The organism is Paenibacillus stellifer (assembly GCF_000758685.1).
Lineage (GTDB): Bacteria > Bacillota > Bacilli > Paenibacillales > Paenibacillaceae > Paenibacillus_AQ > Paenibacillus_AQ stellifer.
The window spans coordinates 1,157,664-1,179,221 of record NZ_CP009286.1; the positions used below are offsets into that span (position 1 = coordinate 1,157,664).

At 55.4% G+C, this 21,558-nt stretch carries 22 protein-coding genes; 15 read left to right on the forward strand and 7 right to left on the reverse strand.

Features of this window, described 5'->3' with window-relative positions:
• Nucleotides 1-158: 158 nt before the first annotated feature.
• Both PSTEL_RS05300 and PSTEL_RS05305 read left to right on the forward strand, forming a co-directional pair.
• Complete coding sequence (locus PSTEL_RS05300) at nt 159-1,157, forward strand: ketoacyl-ACP synthase III (RefSeq protein ID WP_038693968.1); 999 nt, start codon at nt 159-161, stop codon at nt 1,155-1,157.
• Between the two features lie 30 nt (nt 1,158-1,187).
• Nucleotides 1,188-1,703, forward strand: a complete 516-nt coding sequence (locus tag PSTEL_RS05305; RefSeq protein WP_245625086.1) for a GNAT family N-acetyltransferase — start codon at nt 1,188-1,190, stop codon at nt 1,701-1,703.
• Nucleotides 1,704-1,770: 67 nt separating this feature from the next.
• Here the strand turns inward: PSTEL_RS05305 and PSTEL_RS27430 are convergent, their stop codons facing one another.
• The 5 genes from PSTEL_RS27430 to qoxA form a co-directional block, all read right to left on the reverse strand.
• Complete coding sequence (locus PSTEL_RS27430; protein ID WP_156995791.1) at nt 1,771-1,941, reverse strand: hypothetical protein; 171 nt, start codon at nt 1,939-1,941, stop codon at nt 1,771-1,773.
• A gap of 128 nt (nt 1,942-2,069) precedes the next feature.
• Entirely contained in the window at nt 2,070-2,363 is a 294-nt protein-coding gene (gene qoxD / locus PSTEL_RS05310) for a cytochrome aa3 quinol oxidase subunit IV (RefSeq protein ID WP_038693970.1), read from the reverse strand.
• Between the two features lies 1 nt (nt 2,364).
• Nucleotides 2,365-2,961 carry a cytochrome aa3 quinol oxidase subunit III gene (gene qoxC / locus PSTEL_RS05315; RefSeq protein ID WP_038693971.1) on the reverse strand — a complete coding sequence of 199 codons (597 nt, stop codon included), beginning with the start codon at nt 2,959-2,961 and terminating at the stop codon, nt 2,365-2,367.
• Nucleotides 2,958-4,907: a cytochrome aa3 quinol oxidase subunit I gene (gene qoxB, locus PSTEL_RS05320; RefSeq protein ID WP_038693973.1), complete on the reverse strand. Its 1,950-nt coding sequence runs from the start codon at nt 4,905-4,907 to the stop codon at nt 2,958-2,960. Before qoxB ends, qoxC begins: the two co-directional genes overlap by 4 nt.
• Before the next feature lie 39 nt (nt 4,908-4,946).
• Complete coding sequence (gene qoxA, locus PSTEL_RS05325) at nt 4,947-5,966, reverse strand: cytochrome aa3 quinol oxidase subunit II (protein ID WP_038693975.1); 1,020 nt, start codon at nt 5,964-5,966, stop codon at nt 4,947-4,949.
• Nucleotides 5,967-6,391: 425 nt separating this feature from the next.
• On the opposite strand from qoxA, the gene PSTEL_RS05330 reads away from it, so the two are divergent.
• Complete coding sequence (locus PSTEL_RS05330) at nt 6,392-7,549, forward strand: polysaccharide deacetylase family protein (protein ID WP_052098208.1); 1,158 nt, start codon at nt 6,392-6,394, stop codon at nt 7,547-7,549.
• 139 nt (nt 7,550-7,688) lie between these two features.
• Here the strand turns inward: PSTEL_RS05330 and PSTEL_RS05335 are convergent, their stop codons facing one another.
• Nucleotides 7,689-8,321 carry a TetR/AcrR family transcriptional regulator gene (locus PSTEL_RS05335; RefSeq protein ID WP_038693978.1) on the reverse strand — a complete coding sequence of 211 codons (633 nt, stop codon included), beginning with the start codon at nt 8,319-8,321 and terminating at the stop codon, nt 7,689-7,691.
• Between the two features lie 158 nt (nt 8,322-8,479).
• Here PSTEL_RS05335 and PSTEL_RS05340 point away from each other — a divergent pair, with 158 nt between their 5' ends.
• From PSTEL_RS05340 to PSTEL_RS05365, 6 genes are all read left to right on the forward strand, one after another.
• On the forward strand, nt 8,480-10,174 hold the full coding sequence (locus tag PSTEL_RS05340) for an MFS transporter (protein WP_038693979.1): 1,695 nt from the start codon (nt 8,480-8,482) through the stop codon (nt 10,172-10,174).
• A 389-nt stretch (nt 10,175-10,563) separates the two neighbouring features.
• Nucleotides 10,564-10,953 (forward strand): GntR family transcriptional regulator, encoded by a 390-nt coding sequence (locus PSTEL_RS05345; protein ID WP_038700183.1) that lies wholly within the window; start codon nt 10,564-10,566, stop codon nt 10,951-10,953.
• Nucleotides 10,946-11,848, forward strand: coding sequence for an ABC transporter ATP-binding protein (locus PSTEL_RS05350; RefSeq protein WP_038693981.1), 903 nt, complete (start codon nt 10,946-10,948; stop codon nt 11,846-11,848). The genes PSTEL_RS05345 and PSTEL_RS05350 overlap by 8 nt, the downstream gene beginning before the upstream one ends.
• Nucleotides 11,823-13,838 (forward strand): DUF6449 domain-containing protein, encoded by a 2,016-nt coding sequence (locus PSTEL_RS05355; protein ID WP_038693983.1) that lies wholly within the window; start codon nt 11,823-11,825, stop codon nt 13,836-13,838. Before PSTEL_RS05350 ends, PSTEL_RS05355 begins: the two co-directional genes overlap by 26 nt.
• A gap of 65 nt (nt 13,839-13,903) precedes the next feature.
• Entirely contained in the window at nt 13,904-14,452 is a 549-nt protein-coding gene (locus PSTEL_RS05360; RefSeq protein ID WP_038693985.1) for a mismatch-specific DNA-glycosylase, read from the forward strand.
• 278 nt (nt 14,453-14,730) lie between these two features.
• Nucleotides 14,731-15,438: a YjjG family noncanonical pyrimidine nucleotidase gene (locus PSTEL_RS05365; RefSeq protein ID WP_038693987.1), complete on the forward strand. Its 708-nt coding sequence runs from the start codon at nt 14,731-14,733 to the stop codon at nt 15,436-15,438.
• Here the strand turns inward: PSTEL_RS05365 and PSTEL_RS05370 are convergent.
• Nucleotides 15,435-16,406 carry a ring-cleaving dioxygenase gene (locus PSTEL_RS05370; RefSeq protein WP_038693989.1) on the reverse strand — a complete coding sequence of 324 codons (972 nt, stop codon included), beginning with the start codon at nt 16,404-16,406 and terminating at the stop codon, nt 15,435-15,437. The two genes, PSTEL_RS05365 and PSTEL_RS05370, sit on opposite strands and share 4 nt — an antisense overlap.
• A 186-nt stretch (nt 16,407-16,592) precedes the next feature.
• On the opposite strand from PSTEL_RS05370, the gene PSTEL_RS05375 reads away from it, so the two are divergent.
• The 6 genes from PSTEL_RS05375 (at nt 16,593) to PSTEL_RS05400 (ending at nt 21,514) form a co-directional block, all read left to right on the forward strand.
• Nucleotides 16,593-17,522, forward strand: coding sequence for a manganese-dependent inorganic pyrophosphatase (locus PSTEL_RS05375; RefSeq protein WP_038693991.1), 930 nt, complete (start codon nt 16,593-16,595; stop codon nt 17,520-17,522).
• Nucleotides 17,523-17,748: 226 nt separating this feature from the next.
• Nucleotides 17,749-18,183 (forward strand): RrF2 family transcriptional regulator, encoded by a 435-nt coding sequence (locus PSTEL_RS05380; protein WP_038693993.1) that lies wholly within the window; start codon nt 17,749-17,751, stop codon nt 18,181-18,183.
• A gap of 165 nt (nt 18,184-18,348) precedes the next feature.
• Nucleotides 18,349-18,996: a nitroreductase family protein gene (locus PSTEL_RS05385; protein ID WP_038693994.1), complete on the forward strand. Its 648-nt coding sequence runs from the start codon at nt 18,349-18,351 to the stop codon at nt 18,994-18,996.
• A gap of 240 nt (nt 18,997-19,236) precedes the next feature.
• Nucleotides 19,237-19,938, forward strand: a complete 702-nt coding sequence (locus PSTEL_RS05390; protein ID WP_038700185.1) for a pirin family protein — start codon at nt 19,237-19,239, stop codon at nt 19,936-19,938.
• Between the two features lie 29 nt (nt 19,939-19,967).
• Complete coding sequence (locus PSTEL_RS05395) at nt 19,968-20,312, forward strand: hypothetical protein (protein ID WP_052098209.1); 345 nt, start codon at nt 19,968-19,970, stop codon at nt 20,310-20,312.
• A gap of 101 nt (nt 20,313-20,413) precedes the next feature.
• Complete coding sequence (locus PSTEL_RS05400; protein WP_038693996.1) at nt 20,414-21,514, forward strand: Leu/Phe/Val dehydrogenase; 1,101 nt, start codon at nt 20,414-20,416, stop codon at nt 21,512-21,514.
• The last annotated feature ends 44 nt before the right edge of the window (nt 21,515-21,558 follow it).

The window sequence follows — 21,558 nt, forward strand, 5'->3', positions numbered from 1 at the left end:
AAACCTGTTTTCAGCAGGCTTTTTGCATTTGAACTAGCAGCTTGACAGAGCCTCATAAGCGGTGTAAATTGAGGTTGTTAGAATTAGTACCAGGTACTAATATCAAGTATCAATATCTTTGAGGATGATTTGGCAAATCGTGAACAGGAGGAGAACTCATGCAAGCATTTAGTCCATTTGGCTCCGCCATTACGGGAATCGGAACCTATGTACCCGAGAGAAAATTGACCAATGCCGATCTGGAGGCTATGGTAGATACCAATGATGAATGGATTGTCACACGGACCGGAATCCGTGAACGCCGGATTACCGGAGAACAGGAGTTTACGAGCCATATGGCCGCTGCCGCCGTGCAAAATATGATTGACCGCTTCGGAGTGGATGTGACCGACGCCGATCTGATTTTGATGTGCACTCATACTCCCGATTTTCCCTTCCCGGGAACAGCTTGCCTGCTTCAGCGCCATTTCGGGATCGAGAAGGCGGGCGCCGTTGACCTCAATGCGACCTGCGCAGGCTTTGTGTACGGGCTTGTTATGGCAGACGGCCTGCTCCGCTCCGGAGCCTTCCGCAAAATTCTGGTGGCCGCCGGCGATAGCATGAGCAAAATTACGGACTATACCGACCGCTCTTCCTGTATTCTGTTCGGCGACGGTGCCGGGGCCGTGCTGATGGAGCGGACACTTGCTCCGGACGCCTCCTGCGTACTGGCCAGCGATCTCGGCTCGGACGGCTCGGGCGGAACGGTCATCCGCCGCGCCGGGCTGGCGAAGTCGCTCGACGGAATCGATTTTGATCCGGCCGGATATTTCTATCAGAACGGCCGTGAGGTATACCGCTGGGCTGTTCAGACGGTTACGGCGGGAACGAAGCGGCTTGCTGAAGCTGCGGGAACAGCCGTAGACGGAATCGACTGGTTCGTGCCGCACAGCTCCAATCTGCGGATGATCGAATCCATCTGCGAGCGCAGCGGATTTCCGCTTGAACGCACGCTGCTGAGTCTGGAGCTCTTCGGGAATACGTCGGCGGCGTCCATACCGCTTGCGCTGGATTTGGCCGTCAAGGACGGACGCGTTAAGCAGGATGACAAGCTGCTGCTGTTCGGCTTCGGAGGAGGCCTTGTCTACGCGGGAGCGGTCATTCGCTGGTCTTTGTAAAGCGGAGTAACGAAAGGGGGCATGGCAACAATGAATAACCTGAATATCCGGGTTCTTGACGAATCGGATGCTGGAGCGTATCAGGAATTGCGGCTGCGCGCTTTGACTCTCAGCCCTGCGGCCTTCGGCTCGACCTATGAGCGGGAAGCGGCTTTTTCCATGGATACCGTAAGAGAACGAATCGCCCCATCCACCGAGAAATTTGTACTGGGCGCTTTTGCAGAGAGTCGGCTCGCCGCCATCGTTACCTTTGTGCGGGAACCCGGCACCAAGACTTCTCATAAAGCCAATCTGTATGGCATGTACACCTCACCGGAGGTTCGGGGACATGGAATCGGCAAGTCACTGCTGCTGGAGTTGATCACAAGAGCGGAGGATTGCGAAGGCGTGGAACGCCTGAATCTAACTGTGGTGTCGGACAATGAGCCAGCGCGCCGGTTGTACCGGTCGGTCGGCTTTCAAGTGTACGGAGTGGAACGGAAGGCGCTGAAGACGGGCGGCATTTACTACGATGAGGATTTGATGGTGCTTGAGCTTGGCCAATAGCCTTAGAGCGGAGCCGCTCCCTTAAGGTACCACGCTCCGGAAGACGGCCCGCCATTCAACTCAGAAGCTAACTTTCATTCTTCGGGAAGCCGTTCAGGCTGGCCGGATAATCGGCTGACTTGCTGCCTTTCAGCGTCGGATGCTCCTCGGTAAAATGGTCGTAGTTATGCGGGCTGTCCTTGACGTCGGCCCGGTTATTTGAGCGGTCCTTCTTGGGATCGGCGCTATTCTTGGGCATGCCATTCACCTCCTGTAATGTTCCTTTAGTATAGGGAGACGGTTGCCTGTTTATCCGGTGCTCCACAAAAAAAGCGTCCCCCCGCCGAAGCGGAAGGGACGCTTGTTGCTGAGAAATGAAGCTGCACCTTACTTGTACCAGCCCCATACGAAGATGAACATGGTTCCGAAGATGGTGACCAGGCCAACGAACAAGGCGTACGCGATGTTGATGTACAGCTCTTTCTTGGTGTCGGCGGATTCGCCGATATGCATGAAGAGGAAGAGCTGCAGGGAAGCCTGGATTACCGCTGTAATGATGAGAATCGCCATGTTGGTCCCATGGGAGAAATCGCCATAGATGACGGCCAACGCGGCGGCGGAAAGGACCAAAGAGGCGATGTAGCCTATCACATGGCGAATGGGAAACAACGTCTTCAACATGTTACATCAGTCCTTTCAGGTAGACGAAGCTGAAGATGAAGATCCAGACAACGTCCAAATAGTGCCAGTACAGCGAGAAGATAAACGATTTGTTGGCGACAGCCGGGTTGAGGCCTCTGCGCCAAATCTGAATCAAGATGCCGGTTCCCCACAGGAAGCCGAAGGTTACGTGAGCGCCGTGAGTGCCGAGAAGCACGAACAGGCTGGACAGGAAAGCGCTGGTCTGCAGCGTGGCGCCTTCGTTCACATAGGTGACGAATTCCGAGATTTCGATGCCCAGGAAGCCGAGACCCATCAGCAGCGTGATGGCGAAGAACACAATCACGGCACGCTTGTAGCCGTGGCGCATCGCGTGGATGGCCAGGCCGATGGTAAAGGAACTGGTGAGCAGCAAGAACGTCTCAATAAGCACCGGTCCGATCTCGAACAGCTCGGCGCCGTTCGGTCCCGACGCGAAGCGGTTCACCAGAACGAAGTATACGGTAAAGAGAGTGGCGAACAGCGCAATTTCCGCTCCCAGGAACACCCAGAAGCCGAAAATGCGGTTGCTGTTCTCATGTGTTGAGTATTCAAGCGGTTTGGAGGCGTCTACTTTCATACCGTTCTCCCCCCCAATTTCTGTTCTGTCCGCGTGACCTCGGCTGCGGAAATATAACGGCCGTGATCCTGTTCAAAGGACATGGCGGCCAGTGTAATCAGGATGGCCACGCCGGTAACGATTGCCGGGATCCACATGCTGAATACCATGAAGAATCCGGCCAGGAAAAAGATGACGCCGAGTACAAACGGTTTGCCGGTGTTGTTCGGCATGTGAATCTTCGTAATCTGGCCTTCGAACAAAGGCTTCTTGTCGATCTTGGCTGCCCAGAACGGATCGCGGGTGCTGACTTTTGGCTCAATCGCGAAGTTGTATTCCGGAACCGGGCTGTGCGTCGCCCATTCGAGCGTACGGGCACCCCACGGATCTCCGTTCTCGTCGCGCGGCATATAGCGTGTGCTCCAGTAAATATTGTAGACGAGAAGGACAAAGCCGATGGCAAGGCCGAGCGCTCCGACAAAAGAAAGCATGTTAAGCGGACCGAAGCCGGTCTCCGGCGAATACGTGTACATCCGGCGCGTCATGCCCTTCAGGCCGAGAATGAACAGCGGGAAGAAGGTGACGTTGAAGGATACCACGATCCACCAGAAGGAATGTCTGCCAATCCGTTCGTTCAGACGGAAGCCGAAAACCTTCGGCCACCAGTAGTGGAAACCGGCGATAACGGCGAACACCGCGCCCGGAATCAGAACGTAGTGGAAATGCGCTACAAGGAACATCGTGTTATGGTACTGATAATCGGCGCTGGCCATAGCCAGCATGACGCCTGTTACACCGCCGATTGTAAAAATCGGGATAAAGGCAAGCGAGTACAGCATCGGCGTCGTGAAGCTGATTCGCCCTTTTCGCAAGGTAAAGAGCCAGTTGAATATCTTAACCCCTGTCGGCACGGCGATCGCCATCGTGGTGATGGAGAAGAAGCCGTTGACCATAACGCCTTGACCCATCGTGTAGAAGTGATGCGCCCACACGACAAAGGACAAGAGAGAGATGAGCAGCATACTGGCAACCATCGAGGTGTAGCCGTACAGGTTCTTTTTCGAGAAGGTTGCGATAATTTCACTGTATATACCGAAGGCCGGCAGAATAACGATGTAGACCTCCGGATGGCCCCATACCCAGAACAGGTTCGCCCACAGCATATCCATGCCGCCGTTGGCCATTGTGAAGAATTGGGAGCCGAACAGCCTGTCGAACATCATCAGCGCCAGAGCAACGGTCAGAACCGGGAAGGCGAAGACGATGATTACGCTGGTGATGAGAATGGACCAGGTGAACATCGGCATTTTCATCAGCGTCATGCCAGGGGCGCGCATCTTCAGGATTGTCACGATGAAGTTGACGCCTGTCATCAGCGTACCGATACCGGCAATCTGCAGGGCGATGGCATAATAGTTGTTGCCGACGGTCGGGCTGAATTCATTGCTCGCCAAAGGGAAGTAAGCCGACCAGCCAGCGTCAGGCGATCCGCCGATGACGAACGAAATGTTCAGCAGCATCGCGCCGAAGAAGAAGAGCCAGAAGCTGACCGCGTTCAGACGCGGGAAAGCCACGTCGCGGGCGCCGATCTGCAGCGGAATGACAACGTTCATAAGGCCGATGATAAAAGGCATCGCCATGAACAAAATCATAATAAGGCCATGAGTCGTAAACACCTCATTATAGTGCTGGGCGTCCAAAAACTTCATATCTGGGGCGGCGGTCTGCAGACGCATCATCAGAGCGTCGACGCCTCCGCGGAAGAGCATGAGCAGGGCGGACAGAATGTACATGACGCCGATCCGTTTATGGTCAACGGTTGTCAGCCATTCCCGCCATAGCCAGCCCCATCTTTTGGTAACGGTTAAACCGACGACGATCGCGATCGATGCGAGTGCAATGCTGACCATCGCACCGTAGATCAGGGGCTCGCCGTGAACCTTGAATTTCTCCAAATCAAAATTCATTGGGAGGACTCCTTTCGGGTTGTTCGAGTAAGTCTAATGCTAGTTGTGATCCTGATGAGTCTGCTCATCTACTGGAGAGCTGGGCAGTGGAGAACTCAATACGGGAGCCGGGCTGCTGTCGAATTCGGAATCTTCGGTTGTAGCGGGAGAAGGATGTACATCCTTATTGTCCTGATGCTCCATACTGCCGTTATCCATATCCATACCACTGTGATCTCCGTCCATATGCTCGCTGTGCTCGCCAGGAGGCGGGCTGAAGCTCAGGTGATTCGACGAGTAGGTTTCCTGCCCGACATGGGCGGTTGCCAGCAGCGTCTTGAACCGGTCTTCAGTCAGTGGTTGAGCGGTTCCCTTAACATCCTTCACCCACTTGTCGTAATCATCGCTGCTCATGGAGCGGGCGGTGAATTCCATTTGGGCGTAGCCTTTACCGCTGAAGTTCGTGTTTCTTCCCAGGAAATCCCCCTGGACGTCAGCAGCGAGATTCAGGTAAGTGACCATGTCGCTCATGGCGTACTTCTGTCCGCCAAGCTGCGGAATCCAGAAGCTCGCGATCGGTCCGAAGGAATAGAGCCGGAACTCTACCGGACGGTTCACGGGGAAGTTGACGTAATTGACGGTCTCAATGTCTTCCTCCGGATAGCTGAAATGCCATTTCCAGTTCGAAGCTGACGCATAAATGACAAGCGGCTTCTGGTCTTTGTAATCCGCAGGCACATTTTCCACGGCGTTCGTCGTTTTAACGGTTACAACCGACAGGAATGCGACGATAATGACCGGGATGGCGATCCAGAGCGTCTCCAGCCATTTATTTCCTTCCTCATGCGGTGGAATGTATCCTTCGTTGCTCTTTTTTGCACGATACTTCACTAACATGATAATGTAGAGGATGTAGACCACAGCCAGGACTCCGAGCATCGTGAGGATGGACAGGATGATCGTGTCGGACAGCGTTCTAGCCGCCGGCCCCTTCGGATTCAGCACCGTAAGCGAGCTGCATCCGGGAAGCAGCAGAACAAGGCTGAAAAGCAATGCGTATAACGGCCCCTTTTTGTTCATGATGAACTCCTTTCCTTTAATACTGGTTCTAATTAACCGGAAAACATCAACCTGTATCTATATTAAAAATTCCTTAAACACAATGCAAAAACCAAATTATCTTTTTATTCCTATATAAATCCAATAAAATGAACGTTGTGTTAACATTCTGTGTAAATTGTATCACAAAAACAATAAAAATATGATATAAATCACTCGAAAAGCGCTATATTGCGGCAATTTTATATCGTTCATATTTTGTTCATAATTCTAAAATTGTTGCTAACTTTGTCACAAATATCAGCCGGAGGACCATCGCTTTTTCATACGGAAAAGTAACAAAATTTTGCCCTGTCGGTTACATTCTCTCAAATTTACCACTTTTCATTTGTGATATCGTAGGTGGAGGAGAGATCAAAACTACATAGACAGGAGATTTGCCGAAATTGTTCAGGAAGTTTGGAATTACCGCACTTATTTGTATGCTGCTGCTGGGAATGGCATCCTCCGCCTGGGCCGTCGGGAGCACGGGTCTGAAGCTTGGGATCAATGACACGCTGACCGATGTGGAAGCAACGGCCGTGGACAACACCTACTACATCCCGCTTCGGTCGATGGCGGAGCAGTTGAAGCTGAAGCTGGGGGGGACGCCTCAAGATCTGCTGCTGTCCGGAGATTCCGGCAGTCTGAGGATCACCGGAGGAAACAAGGCGATCGCCGGTAACGGAACGGAGATGGCGGTGACTACCTTTGTGCGCGGCGGCAGTCTTATGGTCCCGCTCAAAGCAGCGACGCTGCTTGGGTATTCCGTATCCTACAAGCCCGAATTGTATGTGCTTAGGCTGATGGACGGTTCTCAGAAGCTGGATGACAAAGCTTTCGCTTCGAAGTATCAGGATAAATTGAAGCCTAAAGCTCCGACACTGCCATCCGCAGGTGCTGCGCAGCCGAAGCCGAGCACTCCGAAGCCAAGTACCCCGAAGCCGACAGCCAAGACCGTCTATCTGACATTCGACGACGGACCGTCCGCCAACACAGGCAGGCTGCTCGATATTCTGGATAAGCATGGAGCGAAGGCAACATTCTTCATGCTGGGTCCGAACATCGGGAAATATCCGTCACAGGTTAAGCGCATGGTCGCAGGCGATCATGGGCTCGGCCTTCACGGCATGAGCCATGTGAAGAACAAGTTCTATGCTTCGCCAGCAGCGGCTCTGAATGAAATGAATCAGGACAACGCTGCTCTGAAGAAGGCTGCGGGCGTAACGACCCGGCTGATCCGGACGCCTTACGGCAGCAAGCCCTATTTCACGAGCGCGTTTCGCGACAAGGTGCTGTCTGATGGTTACCGTCTGTGGGACTGGAACATCGACTCCCTTGACTGGAAGTACAAGAGCGACAGCGGATCGATCTACCGGGGGGTGGTCAACCAGCTGACTAAGCTCCAGAAGAGCGGAACGGCGCCGGTCATTCTGATGCATGATCAGAAGACCACTCCTAACGTTCTGCCTCGTATACTGGATTATCTCCAATCCCATGGGTATCAATTCGAAATCATCACATCCGATCTCACCCCGGTTAACTTCTGGAAAGATGTACGATAATTTGGATGTATAATAATTTGCAGCACAAAAAACGTTCCCGGCCGCTATGCGGTTCGGGAACGTTTTTTGTGTGTACCGCCAATGAGAGAGGGGATAAGCTACCCGCCTGACCGTAACCGGCATGGCTCCGGCAAGGGCCCTATTCCCCGAAAGCATAAATGACCAGCATATCGGTCAGCTCGGCTTTGATCCGTTCCGGGTCGATGCCGCTCCGGAAGAAAACCATGCGGTCAACGGCGCTGTTCACCGCTTCGAACATAACGGCGGCCGCAGCCTCCAGATCGCGAACGCGAAGCTCCGGCTCGCTCATCTTCAACACCTCCAGCGTCTTGCGTCTGGCCTGATCGTACTGAATCTCCATAATTTCCTGGACTTCCACGTCCGATGCCGTCATGGCTGACAGCTCACGGTGGAAGGTGATATAGGGAGCATGAGCCTTAACGAGAGCGTCGATCAACCCGGAAATGATCTCCCGTTTGTCCGCATGATGAAGATTGAGCTTCGCGACTGTCTCATCAACATGCGCATGAATAGCCTCGCCGTTGATCTTCAGCACTTCCATGAAGACGGCGCGCTTATCCGTATAGTAGGAATAGAAGCTGCCGGTGGATACGCCTGCAGCAGCGGCAATCTGCTTCGTATTGGTTCCGTGATACCCCTTCTCCGAAAAAAGCCGGGACGCCGCCTGCACGATCGCTTCCTTGGTGCGGATGCTGCGGTCCTGCTGCGGTTGTCTCGTCTTGTCCTGTATGAGTTCTTCGCTGTCCTTCACGTTCAAACCCTCCTTGATTCGATTTTAAGTATGGAAGCAACCGCTGTCAATAAAAGTTGAACTGAAGTTCATATTTATCGTTGACAAACATGAACTAAGGTTCATATAATCAAGAACATGAACTATAGTTCACATTTATTTGAGGAGTGATTATGAAAATGAATGAGAAGACAGCCAGAGTGATGGCGTTCACCGCCATCATACTCGGTTTTTTTATGGCGCTGCTGGACACGACAATCGTCAATATCGCCCTGCCGGAGATGACGCGTTATTTCGGCGGAAATGTCAGCGACATTTCCTGGGTGATGAACGGCTACAATCTGGCGTTCGCCGTACTCATCCTGACGGCGTCCCGGCTGGCGGACCAGTTCGGGCGGCGCAAGGTATTCATGATCGGCATCGCGCTATTCACGCTAACCTCACTGCTTGCAGGATTTGCGCCGACTCTCGGTATTCTGATCGCGCTGCGGGTTGTCCAGGGGCTGGCCGGGGCGATCATTGTGCCGGTGACGATTCCGCTCACAACGACGACGTTTCCCAAGGAGATGCATGGTGCGATCATCGGCATATGGGGCGCGGTATCGGGGCTTGCTGCGGCCAGCGGACCGGCGCTAGGCGGACTGCTGATGGACCAGTTGGGGTGGCAGTGGATATTCTACGTCAATGTGCCTCTCGGGGTACTGAGCCTCATTCTGACGCCGCTGTTCATCCGGGAATCGAAGGATGAAACGGCCGGGCGGCGGATTGACCTTGCGGGAACCTTCTGGATTACGGCCAGCCTGTTCTGTATCGTATATGGACTGATCCGGGTATCGGACTGGGGCTGGACCTCGCCTGCCATCCTCATTCTGTTCGCCGCCGGACTGCTCAGCCTGCTGTTCTTCCTGCTGGCCGAGCGTAGAAGGAAGGAGCCAATGCTCCCGCTTGAGCTGCTGAAGATCAAGTCGTTCAATGGTGCATCGCTTACCCTGCTGATCGTCGGAGCGGGACTGATGAACGTTTCGCTGCTGACCTCGTTCTTCCTGACGAGGATGATGGGAATGACGGAGCTGAAGGCCGGACTGATTCTGTCGATGATGGCCATCGGCTCCACGCTGACCTCGGCGCTGTGCGGCCCGCTGTCCGGAAAGTACGGCAGCCGGTGGTTTGCCGCCGCGGGTGTGGCCGTTATAGCCGGCGCCACGTACTCGCTTAGCGGACTTGAGGCGAATTCGCCGGTAGGCGCCGTTCTGCTGCGGCTTGCCTTCGCAGGGCTCGGCATAGGGCTGACGATGGCGCCGGTCATGTCGTCCGCAGTCCGGAATGTGCCGGAGGACAAGGTCGGCATCGCCTCCGGCGTAACGAATATGACCAAGGCGCTGGGCAGCGTGCTCGGCGTTGCCATCGTCGTCACTCTCCTGCAGCAGAATATTGCGGATGAGATGAAGCCGGCACAGGCCAGCGCGGTCCGGATCGTCAGCGAGGACACCGTTCTGCTTCCTCCTGTGAAGGAGGCGCTGCTGGCTTCGCTGAAGGACGCCGGCGCCGCCGCGGCGGATGCCTCCGCTGCTCCGTCGCCGGGGCAGACCGCGCAGGCGGTCGAGAAGCAGTTGCGAAGCGCTGCCGCCAGCCTTGCGCCTGCGCAGCGGGCCGCTCTGGAGCAGGCGATCCCCGCCCAGGCGGCGGATGCGGAGAAGCTCACCGGCCGGGTCTCGACCGGGCTGAAGGAAGCGGCCGTCCAAGGCTTCGGCCGCACCTTCGCTTTCGCTTCGCTGCTGCTGCTTCCCGGCATCGCGTTTGCGCTGATCAGCGACCGGCCATACCGCCGGGGCCGCCGTGAGATCAACCCCGCCGCAGAGAGCGAGATATCATAGAGCATGAAGCATATAGCATGAAGCATGGAGCACAGAGCATGGAGCATGGAGCATAGAGCATGAAGCATAGAGCGTGAAACACAGCGCATGAGGCATAAAGCATATAGCACAGCGCATTGGCTTTTCCAGCAGCCGGCAGTAAGGATCTGTTGGCTAACAACCAGAACCAGCCATGCCGGTGAGCAGCCGTGCGGCGGGCAAAGGGCGCCGCACGGCTGCTCCCGATTGATCACCAGTTATATCGTAGGATTCCATCCCCGTAAGCGCAGGATTGCGCAGACGGGGATTTTTTCTTGACGGACAACTGTATTATTTAATATAGTACAGTTAACACACTTGCTCCGCGGGTCCGATACGGTCCTGCAGATGAGAGGAAGGGGGAATTGACCGTGTTCGAGCTGGATATCCGCAGCCGGAAGCCAATTTACGAGCAGCTCACGGACAAGATTAAGGAAATGATCCTGTACGGCATTCTGAGACCCGACGAGCAGCTGCCGTCGGTGCGGACGCTGTCGGCGCAGCTCACCGTCAACCCGAATACGATCCAGAAGGCTTACCGGGAGCTGGAGCGGGAAGGCTATACTTACTCCCGTCCGGGCAAAGGAAGCTTCGTCTCCCCGGCACAGCAGGGAAGTCTTGCAATCAAGCGGGCCGAGCTGCGGGGCGAGCTGCTGCGCCTGATGGCGGAAGCCGTCTACCTGGGCTTTACAGATGCGGAGATCGGGGAGCTGTACCGGGAAGCGTCGGAGAAGAGAGGAGAGGAGAGCGGAGATGATTGAAATTCGTGAAGTCAGCAAAAGATTTCAGGACCGTCAGGCGGTCGCCGGCGTCACTTTGAACATACATAAAGGGAGCATATTCGGACTGCTCGGCTCGAACGGCGCAGGCAAGACGACGCTGCTGAAGACTGCTGCAGGCATTTACCGGCCGGACACGGGAACCGTGCTGATGGATGGAGCGCCGGTGTACGAGAACCCGGATATCAAGCGCAGACTGTGGTTTATGCCCGATTATCCTTATTTTTTTCCGCAGGCTACAATTCATCAGATGGCCCGGTTCTACGAATCGGTCTATGAGGGCTGGAACGGCAATCGCTTCAGAGAGCTTGGGGAGCTGTTCCCGCTGGACGTCAAGCGCAAGCTGAACCGCATGTCCAAAGGAATGCGCCAGCAGGCGGCGTTCTGGCTTGCGCTGAGCTGCATGCCCGATGTGCTGATCATGGATGAGCCGCTGGACGGTCTCGATCCGGTGATGCGCAGACTGGTCAAGAACGTGCTTTTTCAAGAGGTTGCGGAGCGCGGGCTGACCGCCGTTATATCCTCGCATAATCTGCGCGAGCTGGAGGATCTGTGCGATCATGTCGGCATCATGCACAACGGCGAGCTGTTGATCGAGAAGGAGCTGGATGAACTGAAGAGCGATACGCATAAGGTGCAGGTCGCGTTCCGGGACGAGCGCCATGAGAGCGCGATCACATCCAGGCTGACGATCCTACATCAGGAGAAACGGGGGAGCGTCTGTCTCTACATTGTAAAAGGAGAGCAGGCCCGGACCCGACAGGCTTTTGCCGCTTACCAGCCCTATGTGCTGGACCTGCTTCCGTTAACGCTTGAGGAAATCTTTATTTACGAAATGGAGGGAGCCGGCTATGACATCTCGCCGATACTTCTTTAACCGGGGCGTTATCCGGCAGGATGTGAAGCAGCACAGCTGGATTTCAGTCATCTACTTGCTCGGGCTGCTGTTCTCGCTGCCGCTGCAAATGCTGCTGACCGCAAATCCCGATAACCCGGCACGGGAAATCACCAGCCTGTTTATGGTGAACGGGGCTCTGACGATGCTGTTCACCGCTACGCTGCCGGTCGGTGCAGGTCTGCTTCTGTTCCGGTATCTCCAGAATAAGGGAGCGGCGGACGCCGCCCACAGCCTGCCGCTGCGCCGGGACCATCTCCTTGCCAATCATTTGGCGAGCGGGGCGGCTCTGCTGCTGATTCCGGTATGGCTGACGGCGCTCATTGCGGGGCTTCTGTCGCTCTGGAGCGACAACCCGTTCCAGTATGGGGCTTCCGAAGTTTGGTGGTGGGGGTTGACCGTCAGTGTGCTGACGCTGTTCCTGTTCGTCTTTACCGCATTTGTCGGCATTTGCATCGGACAGACGGTTCTCCAGGGAATTGTGGCCTATATTTTGCTTATTCTGCCTTCCCTGCTGTCGCAGATGGTGCTGTTCCACCTGAATCTATACCTGTACGGTTTCCTGTCATTATCGAATACTCGCAGTGTAGATAACTGGTCGCTTCTTCTCCATATGATGAACGTAAGCGGCTCGCCATTCCAGGGAGGAGAAACCGCCCTGTACGCCGGATTAACGCTTGTCTTCGCCGCGCTGTCCTTTGTGCTGTACCGCAAGCGCTCATCGGAGACATCCGGACAGGCGATGGCGTTCACCTATTTCAATCCGCTGTTCAAGGGCGGTGTCATGCTCTGCGCCATGCTGATTGCCGGCACCTACTTCGCGCAAATGCGCGCAGGCCAGATCGGATGGGCCCTTGCCGGATATGCTCTCGGCGCATTGGCCGGCTATACGGCAGCGGAAATGGTCATCCGTAAAACCTGGCAAATCTGGAGCCGAAATCTCCCCATCCGGCTTGCTGGATATGCCGCAGTTATCGGCGTGCTCCTGTATGTGCCGGTATCGCCTTTAACCGGGTTTGAGAACCGGATTCCATCCTCGGACCAAATCAAGGGCGTCTACGCGGGGGGACATTACTGGGAGTATTTTGATTCCCGGAATGACGCAGCTGACATGAACCGGGCCCGCAGCCCTTTTGACGACGTTGATCCGTTTGTCTCCGATTCGGGCTATATATCAGCCGTCCGCAAGCTGCATGAGGCGGTGGTGCAGACAAAGCCGAAAGACGATCCGTCTAAGGCCTGGTATGAGCGTTCGAGTATCGCATTTACGATTGTGTATGAGTTGAAGGACGGCAAGCGCCTCTCGAGACAGTATGCGGTTCCTGTTGCGGGTCTTGAGCCAGAGCTGAAGGCGGTTATGGAATCGAAGGACTATAAGAGCAAGGAATTTGTACTGGACCAGCTCGATCAGCCGAATTCCCGGATTGAACTGAATTCAGGGCTGCATACCGCAACGATCGCCGATGAGGATATGGACGAGTTTAAAAAGCTGCTGAAGCAGGATATCCTGCATATGAGCTTTGACGATTATCAGAGAGATGACCGGGCTTCGCTGGCTAACATACAGGTCTTTCCGGATGAATCAATCGGACGCAATTATTCATTCTACTGGTATGACTGGAGGCCTTCCTACCGGGTGCTCGGCACATGGCTGGAAGAGAAGGGGTACGCGGACCGTGTGCTGATCAAGGCGAAGGATGTGGTCTCCGTCGAGCTTGCCGATCAGGCCCGGATTTCGCCGAACATTGTTCGGAATTATGATCCTGAGTCCTACCTTGCGGAGGCCGAATCACTGGATCAGACGGTGACCGTCACGGATAAGGCGCAGATAAGCGAGCTTCTGAAGGTGCGGCGTTCCTTTAGGCCGACCACGAACAGCTGTATAATTAAGGTGAAATATACAAATGGCAACAGTGAGTATTTCCGCATTAATAAAACCGAGCTGCCTCCCGGGATTTTGAAGCAGTCCTGATCGTATGACAAGAAATTCGGCGCGGGGCAGACAATCGGGCGATGTGAGGCGAAGGAGGAAGCGAAATGAATCCGGTAGAGGATCATCTGGATGTTGGCCTGCAGATTGTGTTTATCGGATTCAATCCGAGTCTGAAGTCGGGAGAAGAGGGACATCATTACGCGAACCCGCGAAATAACTTCTGGCGCATCCTCGAAAAAAGCGGGCTGACTCCGCGGCTGTACGAAGCCGCCGAAGACGGGGAGCTGCTGAAGCTGGGCTACGGCTTCACCAATATTGTCGCCCGTCCAACCCGGGCTGCGGAGGAAATTACCCGCGAGGAGTACAACCGGGGAAGGGAAGAACTCCGCGTGAAGCTGGAACGCTTCAGGCCGAAGATCGCCTGCTTCGTAGGAAAAGGCGTCTACACGGAGTTCAGCCGCCGGGGACAGGCTGACTGGGGATTCCAAACCGGCGCAGCGCCTGTGGTGGATGGTGTCCGCGAGTTCGTCGCGCCGTCCTCAAGCGGACTGGTGCGGATGCCGATGGAGGAAATCATCGGAATTTACCGCCGCCTGGCCTGCGAAATTCAGGAGCAGCCGGATGAGGAAGCCGCAGGTTTCGCGGAGGAATAGCACTTTGGCCGGATCAAATCTCCGGATAAGCCCCTGCTGTTAAGCGCCTGCTCTTAAAGATTAGAACCTTCAGACCGCATCTTGTGCGGGCTGAAGGTTTTTTACCGTTTTGCCGTTAATGCTCCATTCAGGGCTATCCTTCATTGCCGGTTCACCGGATGAAAGCTACAATGTACAAAGATATCATGACTTATCATATCGCTCTGCCGGGTATTGCCTGTCCAATGCTTGCCGGCGGGTCTGCTGTTATTTCCATTCAAGCCGGGAGGGTTTCATGAATGAAGTATGAGGTTCTGTTGTTCGATGCGGACGATACGCTGTTTGATTACAAAATGGGAGAGAGCTATGCGCTTCAGGAGGCTTTTCGGGAGTTCGGCAAGCCCGAGTGCTTTGAAGCCTGCTTGACCACGTATCAGCGGATTAACAAGGCACTCTGGAAAGACATGGAGCTTGGTCTGGTTTCGTCGGCCGATCTGCGTGTGGAGCGCTTCGCCCGGCTCTTTGCGGAGCACGGGTACAAGCTGGACCCGGGGGCCTTTAGCGATTCTTACTTAAAACATCTCTGCGCAGCGTCCTTTCTGATGGAAGGGGCATTGGAACTGTGCGCTGCACTTCCGGATTGTACGCTTGCCGTCATTACGAACGGGATCAAGGAGGTTCAATATTCGCGAATCCGGGGCTCCCAGCTGCACGACGCATTCTCGCATATTATCATTTCGGAGGAAGTGGGCAGCCAAAAGCCCGAGCCGGGCATATTCGATTATGCCTTTAACCGGCTCGGGCTTGGTCCCGAGGACAAATCCAAAGTGCTCATTATCGGAGATACGCTTTCGTCCGACATCAAGGGGGGCAATGCCTACGGGATCGACACCTGCTGGTTCAACGTACGGCTTCAGCCGGCCGATCTCGGCATTGTTCCGACTTATGAAATCCGCTCGCTGTCAGAGCTGGTTCCGATCGTCAGCGGAGAGGTCGGACAGGCTTAGTGCCGCGTATCCAGCGGCTTCAGCATCCCCTCAATCTCGCTGCGCTTCGGCTCAAGGAACGGAGGGAGGGCCAGCGCTTCGCCCAGACTCTCGAACGGCTCATCCGTAGCAAAGCCCGGGCCGTCCGTTGCCAGCTCGAACAGAATGCCGTTCGGCTCCCGGAAGTACAGAGAACGGAAATAGTACCGGTCGACGAAGCCGGAATTGGGCAGCCGGACGGTGCGGACGCGTTCGACCCAGCGCCGCAGTTCCTCCTCGTTGTCTACACGGAAGGCGACATGATGAACGCCGCCGCGGCCCAGACGCTCACCCGGCAGATCGTTTCGTTCCTCAACATGCACCTCCGCTCCGGAGCCGCCTTCACCGGTTTCGAAGACGATGACATCCGGCTGGCCCAAGGTGGTTGAAGGATAGGTTCCCTTCCGGCGGAAGCCGAGCAGCTGCTCCAGCACTGTGGCCGTCAGATCGGCGCTCTCCACCGTAAGGTAGGCGGGGCCGAGGCCGGTTATGGCAAACTCATGGGGAACGGGGCTCTTCTCCCAGGGCTGCCCGGCGGCGACGCCCCGGTTATGCTCGTCCGAGACCAGGAAGAAACGTTGGCCTTCGGGATCGCGGAAGAACAGCGTCAGGCGGCCGCCGCGCTCCTCAATATCGCCGTGTTCCGTTCCAAATTGCGTCAGCCGCTCCTTCCAATAGGCCAGTGCCGCATCCGACGGAACGCGCAGAGACAGGGCGGATATGCTGTTGTTGCCGTCGCGGTTGCGGCCCGCGTTCGGGATTTCGAAGAAGGTGACCTCGGTGCCGGGATTTCCCCGTTCATCTCCGTAGAACAGGTGATAGACCGAAATATCATCCTGGTTGACTGTCTTCTTAATCAGCCGGAGTCCAAGCACTTCGGTGTAGAATTTATAATTCTCGGGAGCCTTGGCCGTTAATGCGGATACGTGGTGCAGTCCTTTCAGTTCCATGGCGTATGCCTCCAAATCGTTTGTTTTTAACTAAACTTAAGTTACTATAATTTTAACAGTAACATACAAAGTATTCAAGTCTTTTTCATACTTCGGAACGATGCCATTTGGCTCCACGGATTGTGGCCTGTCCCTATCATTATGTGATATATTAAATGAACAAAAACCAAAGTAAGGAGCTTGGAAATGGAAAAAACATTGATCTTTGGGCACAAAAATCCCGACACCGATACGATTTGTTCCGCTATCGCCTATGCCGCACTCAAGAAAGAGCTGGGCTGGGACGTGGAGGCTGTTCGCCTTGGCGAAGTTGGCGCCGAGACGAAATTTGCGCTGGACTACTTCGGAGTCGAAGCTCCCCGCCTGGTTGAGCAAGTGGCAGGCGAAGCCAAGCAGGTTATTCTCGTCGATCATAACGAACGCCAGCAGAGCGCAAGCGATATCGATCAAGTGCGCGTCGTAGAAGTCATCGACCACCACCGGATCGCGAATTTCGAAACGGCTCATCCGCTCTACTACCGTGCCGAGCCGGTAGGCTGTACAGCAACGATTCTGAAGAAGCTGTACAAGGAGAACGGCGTGGAAATCAGCAAGCCGGTTGCCGGGCTTATGCTGTCCGCCATCGTCTCCGACTCCCTGCTGTTCAAATCCCCGACCTGCACGGAAGAGGATGTAGCTGCAGCCAAGGAACTGGCCGAAATCGCAGGCGTGAATACCGATGTATACGGGCTGGACATGCTGAAAGCCGGCGCTTCCCTGCTCGACAAGAGCATCGATACACTGCTTAATCTGGATGCGAAGGAATTCTCGATGGGCGGCAAGAAAGTCGTAATCGCCCAGGTCAATGCCGTGGATACGAACGACGTTCTGTCCCGCCAGGCTGAAGTTGAAGCTGCTCTTCAGAGCATCATCGACGAGAAGGGCCTCGACCTGTTCCTGTTCGTCATCACGGACATTCTGAACAGCGATTCCGTCGGCATCGCGCTGGGCAGCGCGGCCGGAGCTGTGGAGCAGGCCTACAATGTGAAGCTGGACGGCAACAAGGCCCTTCTGAAGGGCGTTGTCTCCCGCAAATCGCAGATCGTTCCGGTGCTGACCGAAACGTTGTCCAAGTAAGAAGAGCGGCATCCTACAAGGAAGCAGCCGGGATACTCTCCAAAGGGCCGGAAGGGTCCGAAGGAGCTTGTCCCTGTAAGCGCAGAAGAGCGCCACCGTCTGAAATGGCGGCGGCGCTCTTTTATATACGGGACTTGGAGCGGCTACGGATTTATGAACTTCAGCTGTTGCCTGCAAGGATAACCGTTGTTACAATGAAGGGAATGATGGAAGGGAGGAGACTCAAATGACAAAGCGCAATATAGGCTCCCTGCAGTACAAATCTTTCGGTCTTGCTCTCCAAGCGCTGGTAGTGCTGACCAAGGAAGGCGGAACGTGCCCGAGCTGTGAAATCGCCAAGCTGATGTCTTCCGAGCCTACGCTTCTGCGCCGTATTCTGGCCAAGCTGGCCAAAGAATCGATTCTGGTGACCCGGGAAGGAAGAGATGGCGGCTACATGCTGAACATGGCGGCTGACCAGCTTACCCTGGCAGAGGTGTACCGTGCGCTTGAAGTGGGCGAAGCCCGGCACGAAGTGGTCAGCGGAACGGCATGCACGAACGAATTCGGCAGACAGATGAAGACGGCTTTCGGCGATATTCTGGATGAGGTGGACAGCAGCGTTCTTGGTGTGCTGAAGAAATATACGGTTGCCGATATGGCGGCAAGGGCCGGATATTGACAACTGTGTTCTGGCGCCCTATACTGTGCTTATTACGCAACAGTTAAGGCTGTAACTGGAAATTGAACATTGTGATTTGGCGATAGGTTGGCGAAAGATTTTTTTTGTTGTTAACTGTGTTATTAACTACACAGAATATAAGGGAATCCCGGGAGGCTGAATCCAATGGAAAATCAAGTTCAAGTTGCTCCATCTTTTCAAGAAGTTATTCATGAGCGTCATTCGGTGAGAAGTTATGACCCAAGCCGGAAAATCTCCGAGCAGGAGATCAACGAGCTGCTCAGCGATGCCATTCTGGCGCCGTCTTCCTCCAATCTGCAGCCGTGGCGGTTTCTCGTGATCACGGATCAGGCGTTGAAGGAGCAGCTGCTGCCGATCGCGAAAAACCAGCAGCAGGTTGTGGACGCTTCCGCCGTCATCGCTGTTCTGGGCGACCGCGAAGCCTATCGCAATGTCGATCAAATCTGGGATTCCGCCGTTGAAGCGGGCTACGCCACTACGGAGATCCGCAACCGTATGACGGAGAACAGCTGGAACGCTTATTCCAGCTTCGGTCCGGAAATTCAAAAGGACATCGCGCTGGTGGACGGCGGGCTGATCTCCATGCAGCTGATGCTTGCCGCCAAGGCGAGAGGCTATGATACGGTTCCCATGGGCGGATACAATGTGCAGGATTTCCGTGAGTTGTTCCGGATTCCGGATCGTTATGTCAACGTCATGCTGATTGCCGTGGGCTATGCCGCTGGTGAAGGCCGGCGCACCACCCGGCTCCCGCTGTCAGACGTGACTTTCTACAATGAATTCAAAGGCTGATTCCTCTGAATCGTATATAATTCCCGGACGCTCAAACGGCGCCTGGTTAATCATGAACCCCCGCCGGCCGGCGGGGGTTCATTAGCGTCTGCGAACTTCCCGAGCGGTTAAGACCGCCTTTCGCCCGCCGGTTTGGAACAGGACTCCGCTGCGTGCTACAATCGGTGTGAAACGGCCTTGGGCCGTTCGCAGCCCATAAGCGAGAAATTCCAGACCAATCAACAGGAGGCGATGATGACGATGATCCAGGTATACCCGGCCGAGTCGGCCCACCGGTTCGATCACGGATGGCTGAGAGGCAGCCATATTTTCTCTTTCGGCGAGTACTACGATCCCGATAATACCGCATTCGGTCCGATGCGCGTATGCAATGACGATACTATTTTCCCGGGGAGAGGGTTCGGCGCCCATCCTCACAGCGATATGGAGATCGTCTCGATCATTCTGTCCGGCGTGCTCCGTCATGAGGATAATCTCGGGAATGTGGCGGAGAGCACCTTCGGCGGTATCCAGCGCATGTCGGCCGGAACGGGCGTCATTCATACCGAGCATAACCCTTCACAGGACGAGCCGGTGCGCCTGCTGCAGCTCTGGTTCATGCCCGCAGTTCGCGGCAAGGAGCCATCCTACCGGGCGGGAAAATTCCCGGCGGAGAGGCTGGATGGCGCGCTGCTGCCGGTGGTCACTCCGGACGGCGGCGAAGGCAGCGCAGTGGATATCGGACAGGATTTGACCATTTATCTGGGACGCCTGCACGCCGGCCAGAGCGAGATCTTTCGGCAGCGGCCGGACCGGCGTATTTTTGTATATGTTATAGAAGGAACGCTCTCGGCAGGAGAAGCCAGACTGCGCTATGGAGATTCCGCCCGGATTTCAGGCGAGGAGCAGCTCAGGCTTGAAGCGGAGGAGCCCGCTTTTATCATGCTGATTGATCTGCCATAAGCAGCCGTCTTGATAAGGAAACCGTCTGAATGGAGGAACAGAAGATGAGCCAGCAGGAGAGAGTATTGGTCAAGCATGCCGTAACGGGACGGACGCTGCTGAGCAGCGAGTACGGACTGGCGTACAGCTTCGAGCAGAACGGCGGTCTGACGCGCTTGACCATCCGGGGCGTAACGCCGGACCAGGGCCGTCAGGTGCTGGAGCTGAAGTCCGAGCTTAACGTGTTCCGGTTCGAGGAGCCGGAAGGCGCGCCGGTCGTGAAGCATTGGTACTATGTCGGAGACAACCCGGTTGAATATGACGAGAGCACAGGCAGTCTGACCGTCACGGCTGAACGGGAAATCGAATACCGGCCCGACCAGTATTGGGAATAGGCTCCAGGCGGGCGTTTGACTTTTGTGCTCCGGTGTACTAATTTGGGTATGGCTGCCAAATGGATATGCCGGATTTTTAGATGACGGGAGATTTGGAGAATATGGATATTTTCACGGCGATGGGACAGGCTGACTACGAGGAGCTGGTGTTCTGCCAGGACCGGGCGTCCGGACTGAAAGCCATTATCGCGATACACGATACAACGCTGGGGCCGGCTCTGGGCGGAACCCGGATGTGGACATATGCCACGGAGGAAGAAGCGATTGTGGACGCGCTTCGTCTGGCCAAGGGCATGACATACAAGAATGCGGTGTCCGGGCTTAACCTGGGAGGCGGCAAGACCGTCATCATCGGCGATCCTAGAAAAGACAAGAACGAAGCGATGTTCCGCGCCTTTGGCCGATATGTGCAGGGACTCGGCGGACGGTATATTACGGCGGAGGATGTCGGCACGACGGAAGACGATATGGATATCATCCACCAGGAGACCGATTATGTGACGGGGATCTCCCAGTCGTACGGTTCTTCGGGCAATCCCTCGCCAGTTACGGCCTTCGGCGTATATCGCGGAATGAAGGCTGCGGCGAAGGTGGCTTTCGGAAGCGATTCGCTCGAAGGGCGGACCATCGCGGTTCAAGGTGTCGGCAACGTAGCCTTCGCGCTGTGCGGCTATTTAAAGGAAGAAGGCGCGAAACTGATCGTGACCGATATCAACAAGGAAGCGGTACAGCGGGCCGAAGAGGCTTACGGAGCGAAGGCGGTCGATCCGAAGGATATCGCTTCGGTAGGATGCGATATTTATGCGCCCTGTGCGCTCGGAGCGGTCATTAACGACAAGACGCTGCCGCTTATCAAGGCGAAAGTCGTCGCAGGCGCCGCCAACAACCAGCTCAAAGAGCCGCGCCACGGCGACGCGCTCTATGAACGCGGCATCGTCTATGCTCCGGACTATGTGATCAACGCGGGCGGCGTGATCAACATTGCCGACGAGCTGAACGGCTACAACAAAGAGCGCGCGCTGAAGCAGGTGTCGAAAATTTACGACAACATTACGCGTGTGCTTGATATTTCCCGGCAGAAGGGCATTCCGCCGCACGCGGCGGCCGACCATCTGGCCGAGGAACGGATCGCCCTGCTGAAGAACAGCCGCAGCACCTTCCTGCGCGACGGCCATCACATCATCAGCAGAAAGCGGCCCTAAAGTCATCGCCGGATCATGTCACGTCAAAGTTGAAAGCTGAACAA